Genomic DNA, 20,681 nt, shown 5'->3' on the forward strand with positions numbered 1-20,681 from the left:
GTCCGACACGGCCTTCCGAAGCCGCTCATTCTCTTTCTGGAGCCGTTTGAGTTCCTTGAGTTGGTCGGTTCCCATACCGCCATACTGCTTGCGCCAGCGGTAATAGGTCTGCTCAGTAATGCGCACTTCGCGGATCGCATCCACGCGCTGCATCCCCTGGCCGACAAGCACATCAACCTGCCGCAACTTCTGAACTATTTCCTCGGGCTTGTGCCGCTTGTTTGCCATTCTCTGTCCTCCGTTCCCTATACATAACGGTGGACCTAGGCAGCTGGGGCATTCCAGCCCGGCTGGAAAGCGGTGCGGACGAACCGGTTTACACGCTCGAACAGAAGGGGCGCCTGACCTATCTGGCGGTTTGTACCGGCTGCCACGCCTATGACGGCGTGCTACATGGCCCGTCGATGCAATCGATCCAGGCGCTTTATGATGGCGACAAGTCTGGCATGGTCGCCTATATCAACAACCCGGAACGCAAGCGTGAGGATTTCCCCGAAATGCCGCCCCAGAGCTATCTGGGAGCGGAGACCCTGGATGCCATTGCGCAATACATCCTCGAAGACCTCGGGAAGTAGGGCGGTCTAAAACGGCAGGGCATCCGAAGACTGCCGAAGCCGGCAAAAGGCAATCCTATTCTGCCCGACCTGTCCGTCGGGCACCTCTGCTGGGCCTCGCCATAGGTGAGGTCCATACCGATCGAGAGCGGTATGACGCCCCGGTTGCTTGGTGCTGCATTTGCTGCAACGGTTCAACAATCAAGCGCTTGCTTGAACCAACCGGGAATACCTCACCGGCTGACGCTGGCAAACTTCTATCCCGATCTGGAAAGATCAGACGTGGCCGCCAAACCAGAACAAGTCGATCCCTGAAGAAGTTGTGCGTATTGGGCGCTCCTTTGGAATGTAGAATGCCAACGATTTGCTCTTCGTTGAAACGGCGCTGCTTCAGCGCTTGTCGCCTCAAATGAAGAGCACGCTGACCTGGAAGCAAGGCTTTTTGAGTAGAACATAGAAGTGGCTCTACGACAGCAGGTCGAACACCTCGCTGCCGATTTGCAGGTTGATCGCTGACTGCCCCTGACCATCGACCAGCGCCCACATGATCTGACCGGTGGGGCGATAGATCACGAAAGCCTCCTGCACCGCATCGTCGCCCGCGCGTTCGCCCTCGGCGTTCTGGGTATGGGCGAAGTTGACCTGGAAATCGGCACGGGTGGCGGTCGTGTTGCCGAACAGGAGCACGTCCCCCTCGGCAGAACTGTAATCCTGCACCCAGTCCGAGCCATGTCCTTCGACACCGACATGGAAGAACTTGTCCGCCCCGTCGCCGCCGTTGATCCGGTCATGGCCGAAGCCGCCATTGACGAAGTCATTCCCGGCGCCGCCGAACACGAGGTCACTGAACGCAGAACCGGTGATGACGTCGTCACCGTCCTGACCCTGGATTTCATCGACGCCAAAGCCGCCCGCAATGGTATCGTTGCCGCCCTGGCCAAAGACCTGGTCATTGCCCGCGCCCGCATCGACGCTGTCATTGCCCTCACCTGCAAAGATCACGTCGCGCAGATCGCCCTCGGACGGGCCGCCGATGATGATGTCATCGCCATCGCCGCCGTTGAGCGTATCGGCGCCCAGACCACCATCCATGCTGTCATTGCCTGCCTCGCCCAAGAGCCGGTCGTTGCCGTCGAGGCCTGTGATCGTATCGTCGCCGGAGCCGCCCTGCAGCACATCCGCCTCGGGCGTGCCGGTCAGCGACCTGCCCGCCGAACCGCCATCCGCCAGAGCCGTCATCTCGGCCAGCGTCAGGCTGCGATCGGCGAACTGAAAGGATTCGAACCCGGTGGCTTGATCGCTGCCCTGCGACGAGACGATGGTGAACGTGTCGCCAGAGCGGGTGACCGTAACGTCATCGACATCGACGTCGAACCCGACCGTGTCGGTCCCCTCGCCGCCATCCATCGTGTCGTCGCCCAGACCGCCGGAGAGGCGGTCATTTCCAGCCCCACCGTTCAGTTGGTTGTCGCCGTCCGATCCGATAACGATATCGTTGCCAAAACCGCCGGCCGCGTTCTCGATCACGGCGCCGAACGCGATGGCCACGTCCTCGTATGAGCCGAAACGGGAAAAGCTGCCCGGCATCAGGTTGAGCGCGACCGGACCGGCATGAGTTGAGGCATCGAGCCAGTCTTCGCCCCCGGCGTCCCAGATTACGTCAACGCCGGCCACGCGGGGGCCGGTGTAGCGGTCGTCTCCGGTATTATAGCCCGGGTTCGCCCCCCACCGATCCTGCAAGGCCAGGACATCGAACAGGCCCATGCTTTGCGGATCGGTAGAGGTGTCAGGGTTGTCCGTATAGGACATGACCGTGAACTTCCGGTTGTCGTACTCGTCTGGCAGTGGAGGGTTCACAACATCGCCGGATCTGCTTTCGTCAAACGAGTGTTTCAACCCCAGCGCGTGCCCTAACTCATGCAGGATGAGCCAGTGCCAGCGCGATGTCAGCTCCAGCGTGTTGTCATAGACGGCGAAACCGTCATAGTTTGCCAATGTGCCATCGGACCATGCGGAATAGCTGTAACCACCGTATCCAACGGTCGTTCCGGGGATGTCGACTTTGCCGATGTTGATATCGGGATCCGAAGCGCCCGCGACTTCGGTGAACTGTACGTTGAGAAAGGTCTCCAGATGGTCCAGCGCCAGACGGATCTGGGTCTTTTCCGCCGCATTCAGGAGCTGCCAGCCGCTGAAGGTGCGGGCCAGGTCCGGGGGTTGAACCATCGCTTCGAACTGATAGGTGAACGAGTAGGGCAGCTGCGTCGAGGTATTGATCGGCCCTGAAAGCAGCGAAAAGGGGAACTGTAGCCCTTGTAGGATTTCCGTTTCGGTCAGCACTGGGTTCTCGTATCGGTTTCTTTGTTGTTTCCGGCGCGCTATTCAATCTTGTGGTCCGGGCTACTGCAGAAAACTGTCACAGGGCGCCAATAGCGCAGTTCGCTATAGCAGGTCGAACAGATCATCCCCGATCTTGAGATTGATCGAGGACTGCCCCTCGCCATCCACCAAGGCCCACATGATCTGGCCCGTCGGGCGATAGATCACAAACGCCTCTTGCACCGCGTCGTCACCGGCGCGTTCGCCTTCGGCATTCTGGGTATGCGCGAAGTTCACCTGGAATTGGTCCGGTCTGGCGGACTCGTTCCCGAACAGCAGCACGTCACCCTCGGCGGCGTCATAGTCCTGCACCCAGTCCGAGCCATGGCCCTCGACGCCCACATGAAAGAACTTGTCCGCGCCGTCGCCGCCGTTGATCCGGTCATGGCCGAACCCGCCGTTGACGAAATCGTCACCGGCGCCGCCGAAGACCAGATCCGAGAAGCTCGACCCGGTGATGACGTCATCGCCATCCTGGCCCTGGATCTCGTCGACCCCGGCGCCACCCGCGATCGTGTCATTGCCCTCCTGGCCATAAACGAGGTCATTACCGGCGCCCGCGTCGACGCTGTCGTTGCCTTCGCCCGCAAAGATCACATCGCGCAAGTCGCCTGTGGCTGGACCGCCGATGAGGATGTCATCGCCGTCGCCGCCATTGAGCGTGTCGGCGCCAAGGCCGCCGTCGAGACTGTCATTGCCCGTATCGCCCAGCAGCCGGTCATTGCCTGCTTGCCCCTGCAAGACGTCGTCGCCCGCAAGTCCGTAAAGCGTATCCGCGCCGGCATTCCCGGTCAGTGTATCGTTGTCGGGAGTGCCGGTTTGGTCGATGGGAACAAGGCTGAGACCATTGTCATGGATCCAGACGCCATGACCCGAGAAGGCCAGGATTTCGTCAACACCGTCGCCGTCGAAATCAGCCAGCGCCAGGGCTTCGTTGCCGCCACCTATGGTCTGGTCGTCAGGTCCAGGTGAAAACCTGCCATCCTCTTGGTAAAAGATGCGATGCTTGTTCGGATACTGCATCTGAATCAGCAGGTCCTGATCGCCATCAAGATCGAGATCGGAAAAGATCAGCCGCGACGCCCAGCCGTTGGGGTCGATTTCACCCGCGAAATCGGCGGGATCGAACCAGTCGGTCGTGCGGTCCGAGAAACTGCCATCGGGTTGCTGGATCAGGACCTGGATGCCGATCCCTGTGTAAAAAGGATCGGTGTCGGTGGCCAGTGTGACGATATCGGGGCGGTCATCGCCGTTCAGATCGAGCACCTCGAGATCGACCGTGATCGCCTGATCCAGGGTGGTCTGGTTCGGCAGCGAAGTCATGACAAAACCGAACCCGTTATAGCGGGCGATTTTGTTGGTAAGTCCGGCCTGAAACCCTTGATCCGCACCAAGGATCAACTCGCCTTTCCCGTCGCCGTCCAGATCGGCTATCGCTGATGCGGTGTAGTCCCGGATGCCAGGCAGGGGCAGCGCGCCGATTGTGGGGGACCCGTCAGGTTGTACCGTCACGATATAGGCACCGTTCACGCCGAGGTTTCCGACGAAGATATCGGTCAACCCATCACCGCTCAGATCGCCCGCAGCGACGGAATGGGTAAAATCCTGCTCGCGCGAGTACTCGGCCGAACGATTGATCCAGCCCCCGGTGCCGTCCGAGATCAGAACCGTGTTGACCTGTCCGGGAAAGGGATGGGTATCCAGACCATGATCGGCGACGAAGATGTCGTCCCACCCATCACCGTTCAGATCCTGTACGATCAGTCCGCGTCCAAAATCGACCTGTAACGGTGTCCCGCCACCGTACCGGGCAGAGACGTCTTCGACGGTACCGTCGGCATGGACCGTGAAGATAGGCATGTCCAGCCATTCACCGCCGGGAACGGAAAACCGTGTGACGATGATCTCGGGTTGCCCGTCACGATCCAGATCGCTTACCTGGGTCCAACCGGCATAGTTGTAGTCCCGTTCGAAATAGAGGTCGGCCAGATAGGTGAACATGGATGCCTGCATGTGCTATTCTGATTTCTGAATATTTTTCACGAAAACCAGGCCGCAGGCAACCTTTGTAAACACGAAAGGTGGTATCAGAGAAACTGCGCCAGAAGGATGCGGAACGTTTGCAGCAGTTCGTCGCGCGTTTTCCGATCTGCCCCGATCTGACCCTGCATCAGATATCGGAATGCGCCGTCCAAGAGCGCATAGTACAATTCAACGTTATCGGGCTCGGGATGCCCGGCTCTGTCGAAGGCCTGGCGTACAATGTCGATCAACTTAGCTTCGATCGCGGCAACGGCAGGCCTGAAGGCGTCGTCGAACATGGCCTGAGTGCGAATATCGTACCACAGCCGATGGATCATTTCGTCATCAATGATCGACACGACCAGAGCATTGGAGAAATTGTCGATGACCGCTTGGCGCCCTTCGGCCGCGTCCAGTGCGCGAATGATGTTTTCGACGAAAAACTCCTTGTAGATCGCCACGCAGTGGATGATCAGGTCGGTTTTGTCTGCGAAGTAATAGTGAAGCATGCCCAGCGACACATCGCTTTTCTCGGCAATGTCACGCAAAGAGGTATTGGCGTAACCCAATTCCTTTAGCGCCTCGATAGCGGAATCCGCGATCTGGCGCTTTCTCTCCAAACGTTTGGCAGACTTGCGGTCAGCGCGCTCGTCCGGTTTCGCGGGCAGGTCATCCATATCGCTCCAATGTCGCGAAAATGGATGAGTTGCAAGTCATTCAGGTCGTCCCTGATGCTTTGCCCGGCAAGATCCGAGAAAGCAACTGGCCGACTGTCCGATCTGGCCGCCCCGTTCCACAAGGTCCAGGGCGACCGACGGTTTGTCAGGCGTCCCGGTCGATCAGGACATTGCCGAATTGCTCGCGTAACTTGTTTTTCAGCATCTTGCCGGTGCCGTTCAGGGGAATGGCATCGGTAAAGACCACCGCATCCGGCACCTGCCACTTTGCGACCTTGTTCGTGAAATACGAGATGATTTCTTCCTCGCTTGGGCTGGCGCCATCTGCCCGGACAGCGACAATCACCGGACGTTCGTCCCATTTCGGGTGTTTAGCACCGATGGCCGCCGCCATGGCGATGCCGGGATGCGAGACGGCGATCCCCTCCAGATCGACCGAGGAAATCCATTCGCCACCGGACTTGATGATGTCTTTGGTGCGATCACGGATCACCATATAGCCATCTGCGTCGATAGTGGAGACATCGCCGGTGTCGAACCAGCCGTCATCGGTGAGCGCGCTGCTGTCCTTGCCGAAATAGGTGTCGACGACCCAGTGACCCCGGCATTGCAGCGCGCCTTCGGTCTTGCCGTCATGGGGCACTGGATTACCCTGGTCGTCGACGATGCGAATGTCGATCCCAAAGGGCGGACGCCCCTGACCGAGGCGCAGCGCGGCCATGGCATCCACCTCCAGATCAAGATGCTTGGCCTTGATCTGGTTGGCGGTTCCTAGCGGAGATGTTTCGGTCATGCCCCAGGCGTGGATGGTCTCGCAATCGTATGTATCGCGGAACGTGGCAATCATCGACGGCGCGGCCGCCGAGCCGCCGATCACGTTGCGCTTGAGGCTGGCCATCTTCGACCCTGACTTGGCCGCGGCTGCGAGCAGCATTTGCCAGATTGTCGGTACGCCCAGGGCGAGGGTAACCTTGTGATCGTCGATCATCGACAAGAGGCTGTCGCCGTCCAGCCCCGGACCGGGCATGATCAGCTTGGCACCCGTCATCGCGGCGGCGTAGGGGATGCCCCAGGCATTGGCGTGAAACATCGGAACCACAGGCAAGACCGTCTCGCGCGACGACAGGTTCAGCCCGTCCGGCAGCGAGATCGCGAATGTGTGGAGCATCGTCGAACGATGATAGTAAAGCACCCCCTTGGGGTTACCGGTCGTGCCCGAGGTGTAGCACAGCGAACAGGGCATATCCTCGCTGAGGGCGGGCCATTGATAGGCGTCGTCGCCCCCCAGGATCAGATCATCGAAGAAGATCGCGCCAGGGACGGCGGCGGCGACCTCGGGGTCATGCGGGCCCATATAGATGAAATGCTCGATCGTCTTGAGATGGGCGCGCGTGCCGACGATCAGCGGCATGAAGGTCTTGTCGAAGAAGATCGCCTTGTCACCGGCATCGTTGCAGATGAAGATGAACTGTTCGGGGAAGAGGCGCGGGTTCAGGGTGTGGCACACCATACCCCCACCTGAAACCGCGAACCAGATCTTCAGGTGCCGATGGTTGTTCCAGGCCAGCGTGGCAATCCGGTCGCCGTGTTCCAGACCCATCTTGCCGAGCGCCGATGCCAGCTTGCGCGCCGAAGCATCGACCTCGGCCCAGTTGGTTACCGTGATCTCTCCGGTGGTTTCGCGGCTGACGATCTCGGTGTCGGCATGGTATTTTGCGGCATGCACGATCAGGTCGCTGATCAGCAGCTCTTGTTTCATCATCGATCCCAGCATGGGCAAACTCTCCTGAAAATATCCCTGGGACACAGGTCGCCTATTTCGGAGCCGGTTGAAAAGGCGTTACGCTGCGTACATTGCCGGGACCACACTGGCGCATTTCGCGCGCGTCAATCGCATTCCGCGTTGTTGGCATGGGTTTGCAATGATCAGGTGGGCAGTGTGCGGCCCTGAGTAAAAAAACCGGCGCGGTGGGCGCGCCGGTTTCCTGAACCACTTTCCGGGTCGCGCAGAGCGACCGCCGGGTCGTTCTTGTCTTAGCCGAAGACGCGGGTCAGAGCCGCGTCGACGGCATTGGTGATGGCGTCGATATCCTCGGCGGTGGCAATCAGCGCGGGCGAGAAACACAGCGTGTTGTTGCGCCCCGGGATCGAGCGGTTGGTCACCCCGATGATCACGCCCTGCGCCATGCAGTCGGCCACCACGGCCTGCGCCTGTTTCTCGGTCACCGGTTCCTTGGTCTCGCGATTGGCCACCAGTTCGGCGCCAAGGAACAGGCCCTTGCCGCGCACATCGCCGATCACGGCGTGCTTTTCCATCAGCGCATGCAGGTTGCCCAGCATCCGCTCGCCCATGGCGGTGCAGTTGCCCAGCAGGTCCTCATCCTCGATGATGCGCATGTTTTCCAGCGCGGCGGCGGGGCCAGCGGTACAACCGCCAAAGGTCGAGATATCGCGGAAATAGTTCAGCGGATCGTCGCTGTTGTCCTTGAACATCTCGAACACTTCCTCGGTGGTCACCATGCAGGCGATGGCCGCATAGCCCGAGGCGACGCCCTTGGCCATGGTCACGAAGTCGGGCTTGATGCCGTATTGCTGATAGCCAAACCAGGTACCGGTGCGGCCTATGCCACAGACTACCTCGTCGATATGCAAGAGCACGTCGTATTGCTTGCAGATTTCCTGCACCCGCTCCCAATAGCCTTCGGGCGGGGTGATGACGCCGCCACCGGCGGTCACCGGCTCAAGGCACAGCGCACCGACGGTCTCGGGGCCCTCGCGCAGGATCACCTCTTCGATCAGGTCGGCGGCGGCGCGTCCGAACTCGGCGCCCGACAGATGACCCAGCCCCAGTTCTTCCTTGCGGTACTCCATGCAGTGGGGAACCTTGACGAAGTCCGGCGCAAAGGGGCCATACTGCGCGTTGCGCTCGTCCTGGCCGCCCGCCGACATCGCCGCCAGGGTCGAGCCGTGATAGTCGCGGTCGCGATAGAGGATCTTGGTCTTCTTGCCGCCGTATTTCTTGTGCGCGATCTGGCGCACCATCTTGAACGCCTTCTCGTTCGCCTCGGAACCCGAGTTGGTGTAATAGACCCGGCTCATCCCCGGCATCTTGGAAATCAGCTTCTCGGCATACAGCGCGCCGGGAATCGAGCCAGCCGAGTTGGCGAAGTAGCACAGTTTCATCAACTGGTCATAAACCGCCTTGCAGATGGACTCACGGCCATAGCCCACATTCACGGTCCAGACCCCGCCCGAAACCGCGTCGAGATGTTCCTTGCCCTTCTGATCCCAGACCCGCATGCCCTTGCCTTCGACGATGATGCGCGGATCGTTGGTTTCAAAGGGTTTGTGCTGAATCAGATGATGCCAGATATGGGCGCGGTCGGCCTCGACCACGCGACTCAGATCGTTTTCGTTGAACGTGCCGTCCATGACGTGCCCTCTTTTTTGCTGTGCGGTTCCGCAGTGGGATAATACAGAAGAACCCGAGGTGGGCTTCAGAGTCCAGAGACGTCAATTCATGGGCAACCGATAGGGCCAGAATTTTACGTCCCATATATCCAAAAAATGACGCTTTCGTAAGGTAAATGGTCGCTCGATTCAGGGCAACGCTCGGAAAACAATAGAAGTTTCCCTATTTCGAAAGTCAAAATCCGGACATTCAAAAGCTGCGACTCAGTCGTGTGGCCCGAAAAATTCGTTGATTGGATGCGGGTTTTCCATTCGGATCATTGCACGCCAGAGATATCCTTTGGCCGACAAGAGACGGCAAACCGTCCTGAACCTTTGATCGCCGCGCAACGTGGCAACAGGGAGAAGATAGAATGACAGGAAAGACAAAGTTTCTGGGTGCCGCCGCCGGGCTGGCGATGATGGCCGCAGCGTTTCCGACGCTGGCCACCGCAGCCGACGGTGAAATCACCGTGGCTTACTTCCTCGAATGGCCGATGCCGTTCGAATATGCCAAGCAGAAGGGCACTTATGACGAGGCACTGGGCGTCAAGGTCAACTGGGTCAGCTTCGAAAGCGGTGTGAAGATGTCGGCGGCCATGGCCTCGGGCGATGTGCACCTGTCGGTCAGCCAGGGCGTACCGCCCTTCGTGGTTGCGACCTCGGCCGGGCAGGACCTGCAAATCCTCGACGTGGCCGTGTCCTATGCCGACAATGACAACTGCGTCGTGCGCTCGGAGCTGGAAATCGACAAGGACAATGCCGGTGAACTGGCTGGCAAGAAGGTTGCCGTGCCGCTGGGCACCGCCGCCCATTATGGCTTCCTCAAGCAGATGAACCATTTTGGCGTCGATGTCGCCAGCATGGATATCGTCGACATGGATCCGCCCGATGGCGCGGCAGCCATTGCCCAGGGCGCGGTCGACATGTTCTGCGGCTGGGGCGGCTCGCTGCGCCGCGCGCTGGAGCATGGCAACGTGCTGCTGACCGGCGACGAAAAGACCGAGCTGGGTATCCTGGTGTTCGACGTGACCTCGGGCCCGGCGGGCTGGGTCGCGGAGAACAGCGAACTGGTCGCCAAGTTTCTCAAGGTGACGGCGGATGCCAACGCCATGTGGGCGGACGAAGCCAACCATGCCGAGATGCTGCCGCTGATCGCCAAGGATGCGGGCATGGATGAAGAGGCGACCGCCTCGACCATCGCGACCTTCAAGTTCCCGACGATCGAGCAGCAGCTGAGCGGCGCCTGGCTGGGCGGCAACGCGCAGACCTTCATGAAGGGTGTGGCAGATGTCTTCGTCGAGGCGGGCAGCATCGATAGCGCGCTGGACACCTACGAGAACGCCGTGAACACCGGGCCGCTGACCGCGGCGGGCAGCATGTAAGCCAACCGGATGACGGGCGGCGGGGTGTCCCGCCGCCTGCATTTTGCATATCGTCCGGAAACGGCGACAATTACCCCTGTAAATATCTCCAACAGGAAAGGCGGGCCATGTCGGGACTGTCTATCGAAAACATATCCATGCGCTTTGACTTGCCGAACGGCAGCTCGGTGCAGGCGCTGAAGAACGTTTCACTGCACCTAAAGGAAGGCGAATTGATGAGCGTGCTCGGCCCCTCGGGCTGCGGCAAGACGACTCTTCTCAACATCGTTGCCGGGTTTCTGGCACCGACCGAGGGCCATATCGCCATGAACGGGCACAAGGTCCATGGCCCCGATGCCGAACGCGGCATGGTGTTCCAGCAGGGTGCGCTGTTCGAATGGATGAACGTGCGCGACAATGTCAGCTTTGGCCCGCGCATGAAGGGCCAGCGCGAGGCGGAGTATGGCAGCCAAGTCGATCACCTGCTTGATGTGACGGGCCTTGGCGACTTCAAGGACAAGGCAATCTATGAGCTCAGCGGCGGCATGCAGCAGCGCGTCGCGCTGGCCCGTTGTCTGGCAAATGATCCGGATGTCATCCTCATGGACGAGCCGCTGGGCGCACTGGACGCGCTGACCCGCGAAAAGATGCAAGGCCTGGTCCTGAAGCTCTGGAAGGAAACCGGCAAGACCATCATCCTGATCACCCATTCGGTCGAAGAGGCCTTGTTGCTGGGCGAACGGCTGCTGGTCATGGCGCCGCGACCCGGACGCATCCACAAGGAATACCGCCTGCCTTATGCCGATATGGGGGTGAATGCGGATCTGCGTGAGGTCAAGAAATCCGAAGGCTATTCCCAGACGCGCGAGGAAATCCTCTCGATGATCTGGGACATGGAAGAGGAAATCATGGGACGCACGGAGGCAGCACAATGATCGGCCTGATTATCCTTGCGGTCTATGTGGCGATCTTTGTCGGCTCGTTCCTGGCTGTGCGCTTCTTCGTACGCAAGACCACCAATGATTTTACCTCGCTCAAGACCGTCACCTTTGGGGATGAAAGCGCGGTTACGTCGAACCGGATTGCCTCGGTGGTGTCGGTTCTCACCATCTTCCTGATCTGGGGATCGTTCACCGGGTCGAAATATGTGCCGTCCTTCCTGCACGCGCCAGCGCCTTTTGTCGGCGACACCTCGTTTGTCTACACGCTCGAGGATGCCAATGGCGCCCGCGACGACGCCACCGTTCATGTCAAGGTCTACCCCTTTGGTGAAAAGACTGAGGATTTCGATGTCGATCCAGGGCCGGGTTTTGCCAAGGATGACGCGGTGTCGATGACCGCCTCGCGCTCAACCACCATAATCTTTGACAAGAATGACGAGGCCAAGCGCAAGGACGGCGCCAAGGTCGTGGCCATTGACGGTACCCCGATTGCCGAGGGACAGTCGATCAAGACCGGCTCCGGACAGTTTTCGCTGACCGACAAGGGGGCAATCAGTTTCCGGCCGCCCTCGGGATTGCAGATGGAGCCGATCTGGCTGCCGCCGCCCGAAGCCGTGGTCAGCCGCCTAGGCGAAATTGCGAAATCGGGCTATCGTGACAGCACCCTGTGGGAGCATCTGGGCTTCTCCCTGTTCCGTGTGATCGCCGGTTTCTTCTTTGGTGCGCTGGTGGGTATTCCGCTGGGCTATGCCATGGGGCTGAGCGACTGGTTCCGGGGCTGGTTCGACCCGATCGTTGAATTCATGCGCCCGGTGCCGCCGCTGGCCCTGATCCCGCTGGTGATCATCTGGGCGGGGATTGGCGAGACGGGCAAGATCATCCTGCTGTTCCTTGCGGCCTTGTGGATCATGGCCATTGCCGCCCGCTCGGGCGTCTCGGGGGTCAGGATCTCGAAGGTGCACGCCGCCTATTCGCTGGGCGCCAGCAAGGCGCAGATCATGCGATACGTGATCGTGCCGAACTCGCTGCCCGAGATCTTCACCGGTGCGCGGGTGGCGATGGGGGTCTGCTGGGGTACCGTGGTCGCCGCCGAACTGGTGGCGGCGGAAAAGGGCGCCGGGATGATGATCATGGTCGCGTCCAAGTTCCAGCTGACCGATATCGTGATCATGGGGATCATCTTGATCGGCGTGATCGGCTTTGGCATCGACATACTGATGCGCTGGGCCGAGCGGGTGCTGGTACCCTGGAAAAGCAAGGGCTGATCCACCTTCGGCAAGAAAAAATCGGGGCCCTGCGGGGCCTCGGTTCTATTGTTGCGGCAGGCACGTGTTATTACGATCTTTCCTTGCCGGGCGTGTTTGTGCCACATCTGCGCGCAGGGCATCACTCAGGGAGGACAGGACATGACCGGCAGCAGCATCTATGACCAGCATCTGGATCGGACTCGTGCCAATTTCACCCCGCTGTCACCGCTGAGCATGATCGAGCGTACGGCGGCGATCTATCCGGATTACCCCTCGGTGGTGTATGGCGCGCGCCGCTATACCTGGGCGGAAACCTATGCGCGTTGCCGCCGGCTGGCCGGGGCGCTGGCCGCGCGCGGGATCGGCAAGGGCGACACCGTTTCGATCATCGCCGCCAATATCCCCGAGATGTACGAGGCGCATTTCGGCGTGCCCATGGTGGGCGCGGTGCTGAATGCGATCAACACTCGGCTGGACGCCCCGATCATCGCCTTCATCCTGACCCATGCCGAGGCAAGGGTGCTGATCGTCGATCCCGAATTCTCGGCCGTTGTGCGCGATGCCTTGGCACAGATCGACCGTCCCGACCTGCTGGTCATCGACATCGAGGATGCAAGTTTCGAAGGTGGGGAGCGACTCGGCGCGCTGACCTATGAGGAACTGCTGGCCGGGGGTGCCCCCGAGTTCGCCTGGTCGCTGCCGGATGATGAATGGGACGCGATCGCGCTGAACTACACCTCCGGCACCACCGGCAACCCCAAGGGGGTGGTCTATCATCACCGCGGCGCGGCGCTGAACGCGAATACCAACATCCTCGACTGGGGGATGCCGAAACACTCGGTCTATCTCTGGACCCTGCCGATGTTTCATTGCAACGGCTGGTGTTTCCCCTGGACCATGGCGGCCAATGCCGGGGTGTCCGTCTGTTTGCGCGCGGTACGGGACGAGCCGATCTATCGCGCCTTCCGCGAAGAGAAAGTGACCCATTTCTGCGGCGCGCCCATCGTGTTGAACATGCTTGCCAACGCGCCCGCGCATCTCAGGGATTTCGACCACCAGATCAAGGTGATGACCGCTGGCGCACCGCCGCCCGCCGCTGTGATCGAAAAGATGGAGGCGATGGGCGTCGAGGTGACCCATGTCTATGGGTTGACCGAGACCTATGGCCCTTCGGTCGTCTGCGCCTGGAAAGACGCGTGGGATGCGCAGCCTGCCAGCGAAAGGGCGGCATTGAAGGTGCGGCAAGGGGTCAAGAACGCGGCGCTCTCGGGCCTGATGGTCGCGGATCCCGACACGCTGGAACCGGTGCCCGCCGATGGCGAGACCATGGGCGAGATCTTCATGCAGGGCAATGTGGTGATGAAAGGGTACCTCAAGAACTCCGATGCCACCGAAAAGGCGTTTCGCGGCGGTTGGTTCGCGTCGGGCGATCTGGGGGTGATGCATCCCGATGGTTACATTGCGCTCAAGGATAGGTCCAAGGACATCATCATTTCGGGCGGCGAGAACATCTCGTCTGTCGAGGTAGAGGGCGTGCTTTACAAGCATCCGGCAGTGATGGAGGCCGCCGTGGTCGCCAAGCCGGACGAGAAATGGGGTGAGACGCCTTGTGCCTTTGTCGAGCTGAAGCCGGGGTCAGAGGCCGACGCGGCCGAGATCATCGCCTTTTGCCGGGCGAACATGGCGCATTTCAAGGCGCCACGGACGGTTGTGTTCGGCGAGTTGCCCAAAACCTCGACCGGCAAGGTGCAGAAATTCGTGTTGCGCGACCGGGCAAGGGCGCTCTGACATGGCCTTGCCCGGACTTGATATCGCCCCGATGAGCCTGGCGGACCTCGACATGGTTCTGGACTGGGCGGCGGCCGAAGGCTGGAACCCCGGGCTGGATGACGCGCGGGCATTTCATGCCGCAGACAGCCGGGGGTTCTTTCTGGCGCGGGTCAAAGGCGAGCCAGTCGCGGCGATCTCGGTGGTCAACCACGATGCCGATAACGCCTTTCTGGGCCTCTATCTCTGCCGGCCCGACTGGCGGGGGCGGGGGATCGGGCTGGCGACATGGATCCATGCGCTGGAACACGCGGGCGCGCGGTCTGTCGGTCTCGATGGCGTGGCAGCGCAAGAGGCGAACTATGCCAAGTCGGGTTTTGTGCGCACCGGGGCCAGCCTGCGGCACGAAGGGTTTTGGCCGTCGGCCCGGTCACCTGAGATACGGTCAGCGGCCTTGTCGGACATGCTACGGCTGATCGAACTCGATGCCGCTGCCGGTGGCTTCAGCCGCCCGACATTCCTGAACGCTTGGTTGGCACCAGGCCAGCCCGAGCGGGCCACGCGGGTGTTGCAAAAGGACGGCGAGATCGTCGGCTTTGCCACATGGCGGGCTTGTCGCGAAGGAACCAAGATCGGCCCCGTCATAGCGCCGGGCACGTCCGCAGCGCTGGACCTGATCGCGGATATCGCCGCTGAGCGTCCGAATGACCCGCTGATTGTCGATTTGCCCGAGGCCAATACGGCGCTGCGCCGCGCGTTGGAAGGTGCCGGGTTTACCGTGCCATTTGCAACGGCCCGGATGTATCGCGGTACGGTCCCACAGACGGGTCCGGGATTGCAGGCGATTGCCACAATGGAACTGGGCTGAGCGCCTAGTCGAACAGCGACAGGTCCAGATCCAGCATCTCGCCCATCCAGATGGCGCGGTCGCGATGATCGCGCAATTCGTCGCCGGTCTCGGGATGAGCAAATATGGTCAATCCCTGCCGGTTCAGCATCAGCCAGGGCACGACCTGGTCGAAGGCGTCCGGGCCAAAGGCCAGTTGGCAGCTCCAGCGCGGATGCGGGCCGACATTCCGAGCGTGAACCCGGCCCATCTGCACCGGAAACAGCTGCGCTGCCTGTTCGCAGACCTGCCGGGCGATCGCCTCGCTGTCGGCGTCGAAATAGACATGGGCATGATAGCCGGTGATGGACTGGTTCATCGGTGTCTCCTGTTTCATCTAGGGCAATCTGCCGATGCGAAAGTGTGCCTGCAATCCCGTACAGACGAACCGCACCTGTGCGCTTTCAGCGTTTTCGGTGGTGCAGCACCCGACCCAGCGTGTTCATCAACAGTTGCGCCGCCAGGATCGAGGTGCTGCCGGTCTGGTCATAGTCCGGGGCCACCTCGACCAGGTCGATGCCCACGATATCGCCCCTCCGGGCCAGCCCGTCGATCAGCTCAAGCACCTCGTAATACTGGAACCCTCCATGGCTGGGCGTTCCAGTTCCCGGCGCGATAGAGGGGTCGAAGGCGTCGATGTCGATGGTCAGGTAATACCGCACGCCCGCAGGGATCCGGGCAAGCATCGCCTCGGTCCCCATCCGGCGGACATGGCGCACCGACTGGATATCCGAACCCATGGCGCGCGCGGCCTCGTAGCCGTCCTTTGCCGTGGACGAGACATTGCGGATGCCAATCTGGCTCAGCCCGGTGACATAGGGCTTCTCCGCCGCCCGCCGCATCGGGTTGCCATGGCCATAGCGCACACCGTGCCGTTCATCGACGAAGTCGAGATGCGCGTCGATCTGCACCACATGGATCGGATCCTGATCGTCAAAGGCGTTGATACAGGGGATGTTGACCGAATGATCGCCCCCCAGCACTACCGGTAAGGCGCCTGCCTGCAGGATCTTGCGAACGCCGAATTCGATATTGGCGTGACTCTTCATCGTGTCGGTATGCACGATATCGGCATCGCCGATATCAACGATACGGACCTTGGCCGGGTCCAGATAGGTGACGTCATCCTCGAAGTCATAAGCACCGGCATGGCCGAATGAAAACAGGGTGGAGGCTTCGCGGATGCCGCGTGGCCCCATGCGTGCGCCCGACCGCCACTGGGCCCCGAAATCGAACGGCGCGCCGAGGATTGCGGCATCGGCGTCGATATTGTCCCAATCCTCGACATAGGGATACTTGCCGAAGGTACAGATACCTACGAAAGGCAGGTTCAGCCGCCCACCGTCATAGCCATGTTTGGCCATATGCCGCGCTCCTTGCTTACAGTCTCTGCCAGTAAGCGGATCGGAGCCGCCCTTGTCCAGCGCCAACCACGACCGTTGACGCTTTGGGGGCGGCAAGGGTTTACTGGCGTCGGGAACCATGGGAGGGCTGAAGATGGCTGCAACACCGCCGGTATGCGACTTTGGCTGGAAAGCCCCGGATTTTACTTTGCCCGGCACCGACGGGCAAAACCACAGCCTCTCCGCCCTGGCCGGTGAGGCGGGAACGCTGGTCATGTTCATATGCAACCACTGCCCCTATGTTCTGGCCGTGCTGGACCGCATCCTGCGCGACGCGCGCGATTTGCAGGCGCTGGGCGTCGGGGTAATTGCCATCTGTTCGAATGATGCAGAGGCTTATCCGGCCGACAGTTTCGCGAACATGAAGAAAATGGCGACGGAACGGGCGTTTTCATTCCCTTATCTGCATGACGAGGATCAGTCAGTCGCGCGGGCTTATGGGGCGGCTTGCACGCCGGATTTCTTCGGTTTCAACAGCGCGATGGAGTTGCAGTATCGCGGCCGGCTCGATGCCTCGCGCAATACCGCTGGGCCGGCAGACCTGCGGCGTGACCTGTTCGAGGCGATGAAACAGGTAGCCGAAACCGGGCGCGGACCCAGCGATCAGATCCCGTCGATGGGGTGCTCGATCAAATGGAAAGCGGCCTGAGGCCGCTTTTGATCAACCGGCAGGCGCGTGCCGGTCGGGATGGGCTGCGGCAAAGGCCGGATGCCCGTTGCACGCGGTTTCCACCGACAGAAGGCGCGGCATGTCGCTGATATCCACCTCCCACCGGCGGGCGTTGTAGATCTGCGGCATCAGGCAGATATCGGCCAACCCGGGTGTGTCGCCGCAGCAATAGGGCGATTGTTCGAACCCGGCCAGCATCGTCTCGAAGGCTTGCAGCCCGGGGCGGATGAAATGGCGCATCCAGTCGCCGGGCATGCCCTCGGCCCCGCCGCTGAGCTGCGTGGCATGGCGTGCGACTTTCAGGTTGCAGACCGGGTGGATATCGACCGCGATTGCCTGCGCCAGCGCCTGCACCTGCGCCCGGCCTGCCGGGTCGGCGGGCACCAGTCCCAGACCACGGGTCTGATCGAGATAATCGAGGATCGCCAGCGACTGGGTCAGCCGCAGCCCGTCGATGTCAAGCACCGGCACCAACCCCTGCGGATTGCGCGCCAGATGCTCCTCTGAGCGGTGCTCGCCCTTGACCAGATCGACTGGAACCGCGGTGTAGGCGATGCCCGCGAGGTTGAGCGCGATGCGCAGCCGGTAGCTGGCCGACGAGCGCCAGTAGTCATAGAGAGTGATGTCGGACATGGGGCGTCTTTCCTGTCTGGGGCAGGGCGATACTAGACTAGAGCAGTTTTCGAACAACCTGAATCGGAAATGCCCTGCCACGCCTTCGGCATTCTCGGGACATTTCCGAAAAGGCGGCCCTGATTGGTTCGAAAATGCTCGGGGCGGTTGCCGTCGCAGCGTTAACCGCTTTCACGGCGTCCTTGGCTCGGGCGCGCTTTGCGCGCCAAAAGGACCCGGTGCGCAGCACCGGGCCCGGTCTTGGTCGAGGGTTCGCCTCAGACGCTCTTGTTCAGTTCCTTGGCATGCAGCCAGGCCGCGTGTTGCGGTGCCTTCTTGGTGCGCGACCACTCTTCCAGCATGTCCCACTTGACCTCGTCCATCCGCTTCAGCAGCGCTTCTTCCTCGGGGTCCGGGCAGGCCAGTTCGACGCGATGGCCGTTCGGATCGAAGAAATAGATCGAGTGGAAGATCGAGTGATCGGTGACGCCCAGAACCTCGACGCCATTGGCCTCCAGATGCTCCTTGAACTCGATCAGCGTCTCGCGATCCTTGACCTTGAAGGCGATATGCTGGACCCAGATCGGCGTGTTCGGATCACGGCCCATCTCGGGCTTGGTCGGCAGTTCAAAGAACGCCAGAACGTTACCGTCGCCGGCGTCCAGGAACAGGTGCATATAGGGATCGGGTTCATGGGTCGAAGGGACATGATCCTCGGCAATCGCCAGGATGAAGTCCATGTTCAGCATCTTGCCATACCACTCGACGGTTTCCTTGGCGTCCTTGCAGCGATAGGCGACGTGGTGGATTTTCTCGATTTTCATGTTGCTCACTCCTTGAGGGCGGCGGCCTGAATGGCCTGGGTCAGGATGGCCCGGTCGCCGATTTGGTTGGCCAGTACCAGAACCAGGCGCGCGTTCAGCGCGTCGCTCTGTGCCTTGTCGAGCCCTTCGTGCGCCGCCAACAGTTCGGCGTAGAAGTCATCGGCTCCGTTGATGTTCGGGGTCAGGATCAGATCGGACATGGGTGTCACTCCTTGCCGGTGGCCCGGCGGATCGCATGCCGGAACTGGTTTTCGTCATAGTTGGGGCGGCGTGCGGCGACATGCTGGTCTGGCCGGATCAGATAGACCGCACTGTCATTGTCGCCCAGATAGCGGCGCTTCAGCTCCAGCGTCGGGTCGTCCTTGACCGACAGCGCCAGGCGCGTGACCTCGATCCCGTCTTCCTCGATCAGGTCGGGGGCATCGGCGTCGATGGTCAGCAGAATGAACCTGTCGCCCAGTTTCGGCAGCAGGAACCCCTCGTCCAGCGGCGCGTCGGGGCAGGGGCTGCCTGGACGCGTGCGCGCCGGACCATCTAGCAGCGCATCAGCCGAGTTGAGCGGCGAGCCGTCATAGGTGCAAGGCACCGACAGGCGGCCCGAATTCACCAGCGGGCGGGCAAATTCATACTGCTCGCTCAGGTCCAGAACCGCATCGCGCAGGATGCGCGACATCTCGGATTTAGGTGTGATGAAATCGGTCGAACGCGACGAATTGAGGATGTTCTCATCCGCGCCGTGGATCCGCTCCATATCATAGCTGTCGAGCAGGCTTTCGGGCGCCTTGCCCTCCATCACCAGTTTCAGTTTCCAGATCAGGTTGTCGGTATCCTGCAGGCCGGAGTTGGCACCACGCGCGCCAAACGGTGAAACCTGATGCGCGGCGTCGCCCGCAAACAGCACCCGTCCATGGCGGAACTTCTCCATCCGGCGGCACTGGAACGTGTAGATCGAGACCCATTCCAGCTCGAACTGCACATCCTCGCCCAGCATTGCCTTAAGGCGCGGGATCACGTTCTCGGGGCGCTTTTCGCGCTCCTTGTCGATGTCCCAGCCCAGTTGCAGGTCGATACGCCAGACATTGTCGGGCTGCTTGTGCAGCAGGGCGGACTGGCCCCGGTTGAAGGGCGGATCGAACCAGAACCAGCGCTCGGTCGGGAATCCGGCATCCATGATCACGTCTGCGATCAAGAAGTTGTCCTCGAACACCCGGCCCACGAAATCGAGTCCCAGCATCGAGCGTACCGGCGAGCCTGCGCCATCGCAGGCGATCAGCCAGTCGGCCTCGACGGTGTACGAGCCTTCGGGTGTCTCGACCTCCAGCTTGACATGGTCGGGATGGGTGCCGATCGCCTCGACCTTGTTGCGGCCCCGGATTTCGATGGGGGCGCCGGCCTCCTGCAATTCGCGGACCCGGTTCACCAGGTATTCCTCGAAATAGTATTGCTGGAGGTTGATGAAGGCGGGGCGCTGGTGGCCACCTTCGGGCAGCAGGTTGAAGTCATAGACCTGCCGGTCGTCAAAGAACACCTTGCCCAGGTTCCATTCGACCCCCTTGTCGACCATCGGCTGGCCGCAGCCGAGCCGGTCGAGGATCTCCAGCGGGCGCTTGGCATAGCAGACCGCGCGAGAGCCAAAGCTGACCTTGTCATTGTCATCCAGCACCACGACCTCGATCCCCTGCTGGGCAAGGTCGATGGCGGCGGCGAGCCCGATGGGCCCTGCGCCGATCACGATCACCTTGTGGCGCACCGGGCTGGACGCGTCCTGATCGGGACTGCGCTCATAGGCATAGAGTGGAACTTCGAAGATTTTGTTCATGGGTCTCTCCTCCCAGGTCTGGGCGCACCCGGCAGGCCGAGGGCGCAAGTCTCCCGTCCTCTGCCG

19 protein-coding genes are annotated in these 20,681 nt (G+C 61.1%); 7 read left to right on the forward strand and 12 right to left on the reverse strand.

Going from position 1 to position 20,681, the window contains the following annotated elements:
• Positions 1-228, reverse strand: a 228-nt coding sequence (locus OE747_RS21730; protein ID WP_263830564.1) for a transposase, incomplete at its 3' end; no start/stop codon positions are given.
• Positions 229-257: 29 nt separating this feature from the next.
• Between OE747_RS21730 and OE747_RS21735 the strand changes: the two genes are divergently transcribed.
• Entirely contained in the window at positions 258-575 is a 318-nt protein-coding gene (locus OE747_RS21735; protein ID WP_263830565.1) for a c-type cytochrome, read from the forward strand.
• Between the two features lie 444 nt (positions 576-1,019).
• Here the strand turns inward: OE747_RS21735 and OE747_RS24610 are convergent, their stop codons facing one another.
• The 5 genes from OE747_RS24610 to OE747_RS21765 form a co-directional block, all read right to left on the reverse strand.
• The gene (locus tag OE747_RS24610) at positions 1,020-2,894 is read right to left on the reverse strand and encodes a M10 family metallopeptidase (protein ID WP_318527330.1); all 1,875 of its coding nucleotides are present in this window, start codon (positions 2,892-2,894) and stop codon (positions 1,020-1,022) included.
• 102 nt (positions 2,895-2,996) lie between these two features.
• Positions 2,997-4,946, reverse strand: coding sequence for an FG-GAP-like repeat-containing protein (locus OE747_RS21750; protein WP_263830566.1), 1,950 nt, complete (start codon positions 4,944-4,946; stop codon positions 2,997-2,999).
• A 74-nt stretch (positions 4,947-5,020) separates the two neighbouring features.
• Entirely contained in the window at positions 5,021-5,632 is a 612-nt protein-coding gene (locus tag OE747_RS21755; RefSeq protein WP_263830567.1) for a TetR/AcrR family transcriptional regulator, read from the reverse strand.
• 145 nt (positions 5,633-5,777) lie between these two features.
• A complete protein-coding gene (locus OE747_RS21760; RefSeq protein ID WP_263830568.1) occupies positions 5,778-7,406 on the reverse strand; it encodes a long-chain-fatty-acid--CoA ligase in 1,629 nt (542 codons plus the stop codon).
• Positions 7,407-7,666: 260 nt separating this feature from the next.
• Positions 7,667-9,064: an aminotransferase family protein gene (locus OE747_RS21765; protein WP_263830569.1), complete on the reverse strand. Its 1,398-nt coding sequence runs from the start codon at positions 9,062-9,064 to the stop codon at positions 7,667-7,669.
• A 392-nt stretch (positions 9,065-9,456) separates the two neighbouring features.
• Here OE747_RS21765 and OE747_RS21770 point away from each other — a divergent pair, with 392 nt between their 5' ends.
• The 5 genes from OE747_RS21770 to OE747_RS21790 all read left to right on the forward strand — a co-directional run bounded on the left by OE747_RS21770 (position 9,457) and on the right by OE747_RS21790 (position 15,269).
• Entirely contained in the window at positions 9,457-10,467 is a 1,011-nt protein-coding gene (locus tag OE747_RS21770) for a taurine ABC transporter substrate-binding protein (protein ID WP_263830570.1), read from the forward strand.
• Between the two features lie 107 nt (positions 10,468-10,574).
• Complete coding sequence (locus OE747_RS21775) at positions 10,575-11,381, forward strand: ABC transporter ATP-binding protein (protein WP_263830571.1); 807 nt, start codon at positions 10,575-10,577, stop codon at positions 11,379-11,381.
• A gap of 5 nt (positions 11,382-11,386) precedes the next feature.
• Positions 11,387-12,652, forward strand: a complete 1,266-nt coding sequence (locus OE747_RS21780; protein ID WP_263830612.1) for an ABC transporter permease — start codon at positions 11,387-11,389, stop codon at positions 12,650-12,652.
• A gap of 141 nt (positions 12,653-12,793) precedes the next feature.
• Positions 12,794-14,422, forward strand: a complete 1,629-nt coding sequence (locus tag OE747_RS21785; protein ID WP_263830572.1) for an acyl-CoA synthetase — start codon at positions 12,794-12,796, stop codon at positions 14,420-14,422.
• A 1-nt stretch (position 14,423) separates the two neighbouring features.
• The gene (locus OE747_RS21790; protein ID WP_263830573.1) at positions 14,424-15,269 is read left to right on the forward strand and encodes a GNAT family N-acetyltransferase; all 846 of its coding nucleotides are present in this window, start codon (positions 14,424-14,426) and stop codon (positions 15,267-15,269) included.
• A 4-nt stretch (positions 15,270-15,273) separates the two neighbouring features.
• Here the strand turns inward: OE747_RS21790 and OE747_RS21795 are convergent, their stop codons facing one another.
• A complete protein-coding gene (locus tag OE747_RS21795) occupies positions 15,274-15,606 on the reverse strand; it encodes a DOPA 4,5-dioxygenase family protein (protein ID WP_263830574.1) in 333 nt (110 codons plus the stop codon).
• 85 nt (positions 15,607-15,691) lie between these two features.
• On the reverse strand, positions 15,692-16,651 hold the full coding sequence (speB, locus tag OE747_RS21800) for an agmatinase (protein ID WP_263830575.1): 960 nt from the start codon (positions 16,649-16,651) through the stop codon (positions 15,692-15,694).
• 133 nt (positions 16,652-16,784) lie between these two features.
• Here speB and OE747_RS21805 point away from each other — a divergent pair, with 133 nt between their 5' ends.
• Complete coding sequence (locus OE747_RS21805) at positions 16,785-17,339, forward strand: thioredoxin family protein (RefSeq protein ID WP_263830576.1); 555 nt, start codon at positions 16,785-16,787, stop codon at positions 17,337-17,339.
• 12 nt (positions 17,340-17,351) lie between these two features.
• On the opposite strand, the gene maiA is transcribed toward OE747_RS21805, so the two are convergent.
• The 4 genes from maiA to OE747_RS21825 all read right to left on the reverse strand — a co-directional run bounded on the left by maiA (position 17,352) and on the right by OE747_RS21825 (position 20,615).
• On the reverse strand, positions 17,352-17,993 hold the full coding sequence (gene maiA, locus OE747_RS21810; RefSeq protein WP_263830577.1) for a maleylacetoacetate isomerase: 642 nt from the start codon (positions 17,991-17,993) through the stop codon (positions 17,352-17,354).
• A 257-nt stretch (positions 17,994-18,250) separates the two neighbouring features.
• Entirely contained in the window at positions 18,251-18,796 is a 546-nt protein-coding gene (locus OE747_RS21815) for a VOC family protein (RefSeq protein ID WP_263830578.1), read from the reverse strand.
• Positions 18,797-18,801: 5 nt separating this feature from the next.
• Positions 18,802-18,996: a DUF2783 domain-containing protein gene (locus OE747_RS21820; protein WP_164130231.1), complete on the reverse strand. Its 195-nt coding sequence runs from the start codon at positions 18,994-18,996 to the stop codon at positions 18,802-18,804.
• A gap of 5 nt (positions 18,997-19,001) precedes the next feature.
• Positions 19,002-20,615 (reverse strand): FAD-dependent oxidoreductase, encoded by a 1,614-nt coding sequence (locus tag OE747_RS21825; RefSeq protein ID WP_263830579.1) that lies wholly within the window; start codon positions 20,613-20,615, stop codon positions 19,002-19,004.
• Between the last annotated feature and the right edge of the window lie 66 nt (positions 20,616-20,681).

Source organism: Ruegeria aquimaris, from assembly GCF_025751555.1.
Classification (GTDB): Bacteria; Pseudomonadota; Alphaproteobacteria; order Rhodobacterales; family Rhodobacteraceae; genus Ruegeria_B; species Ruegeria_B aquimaris.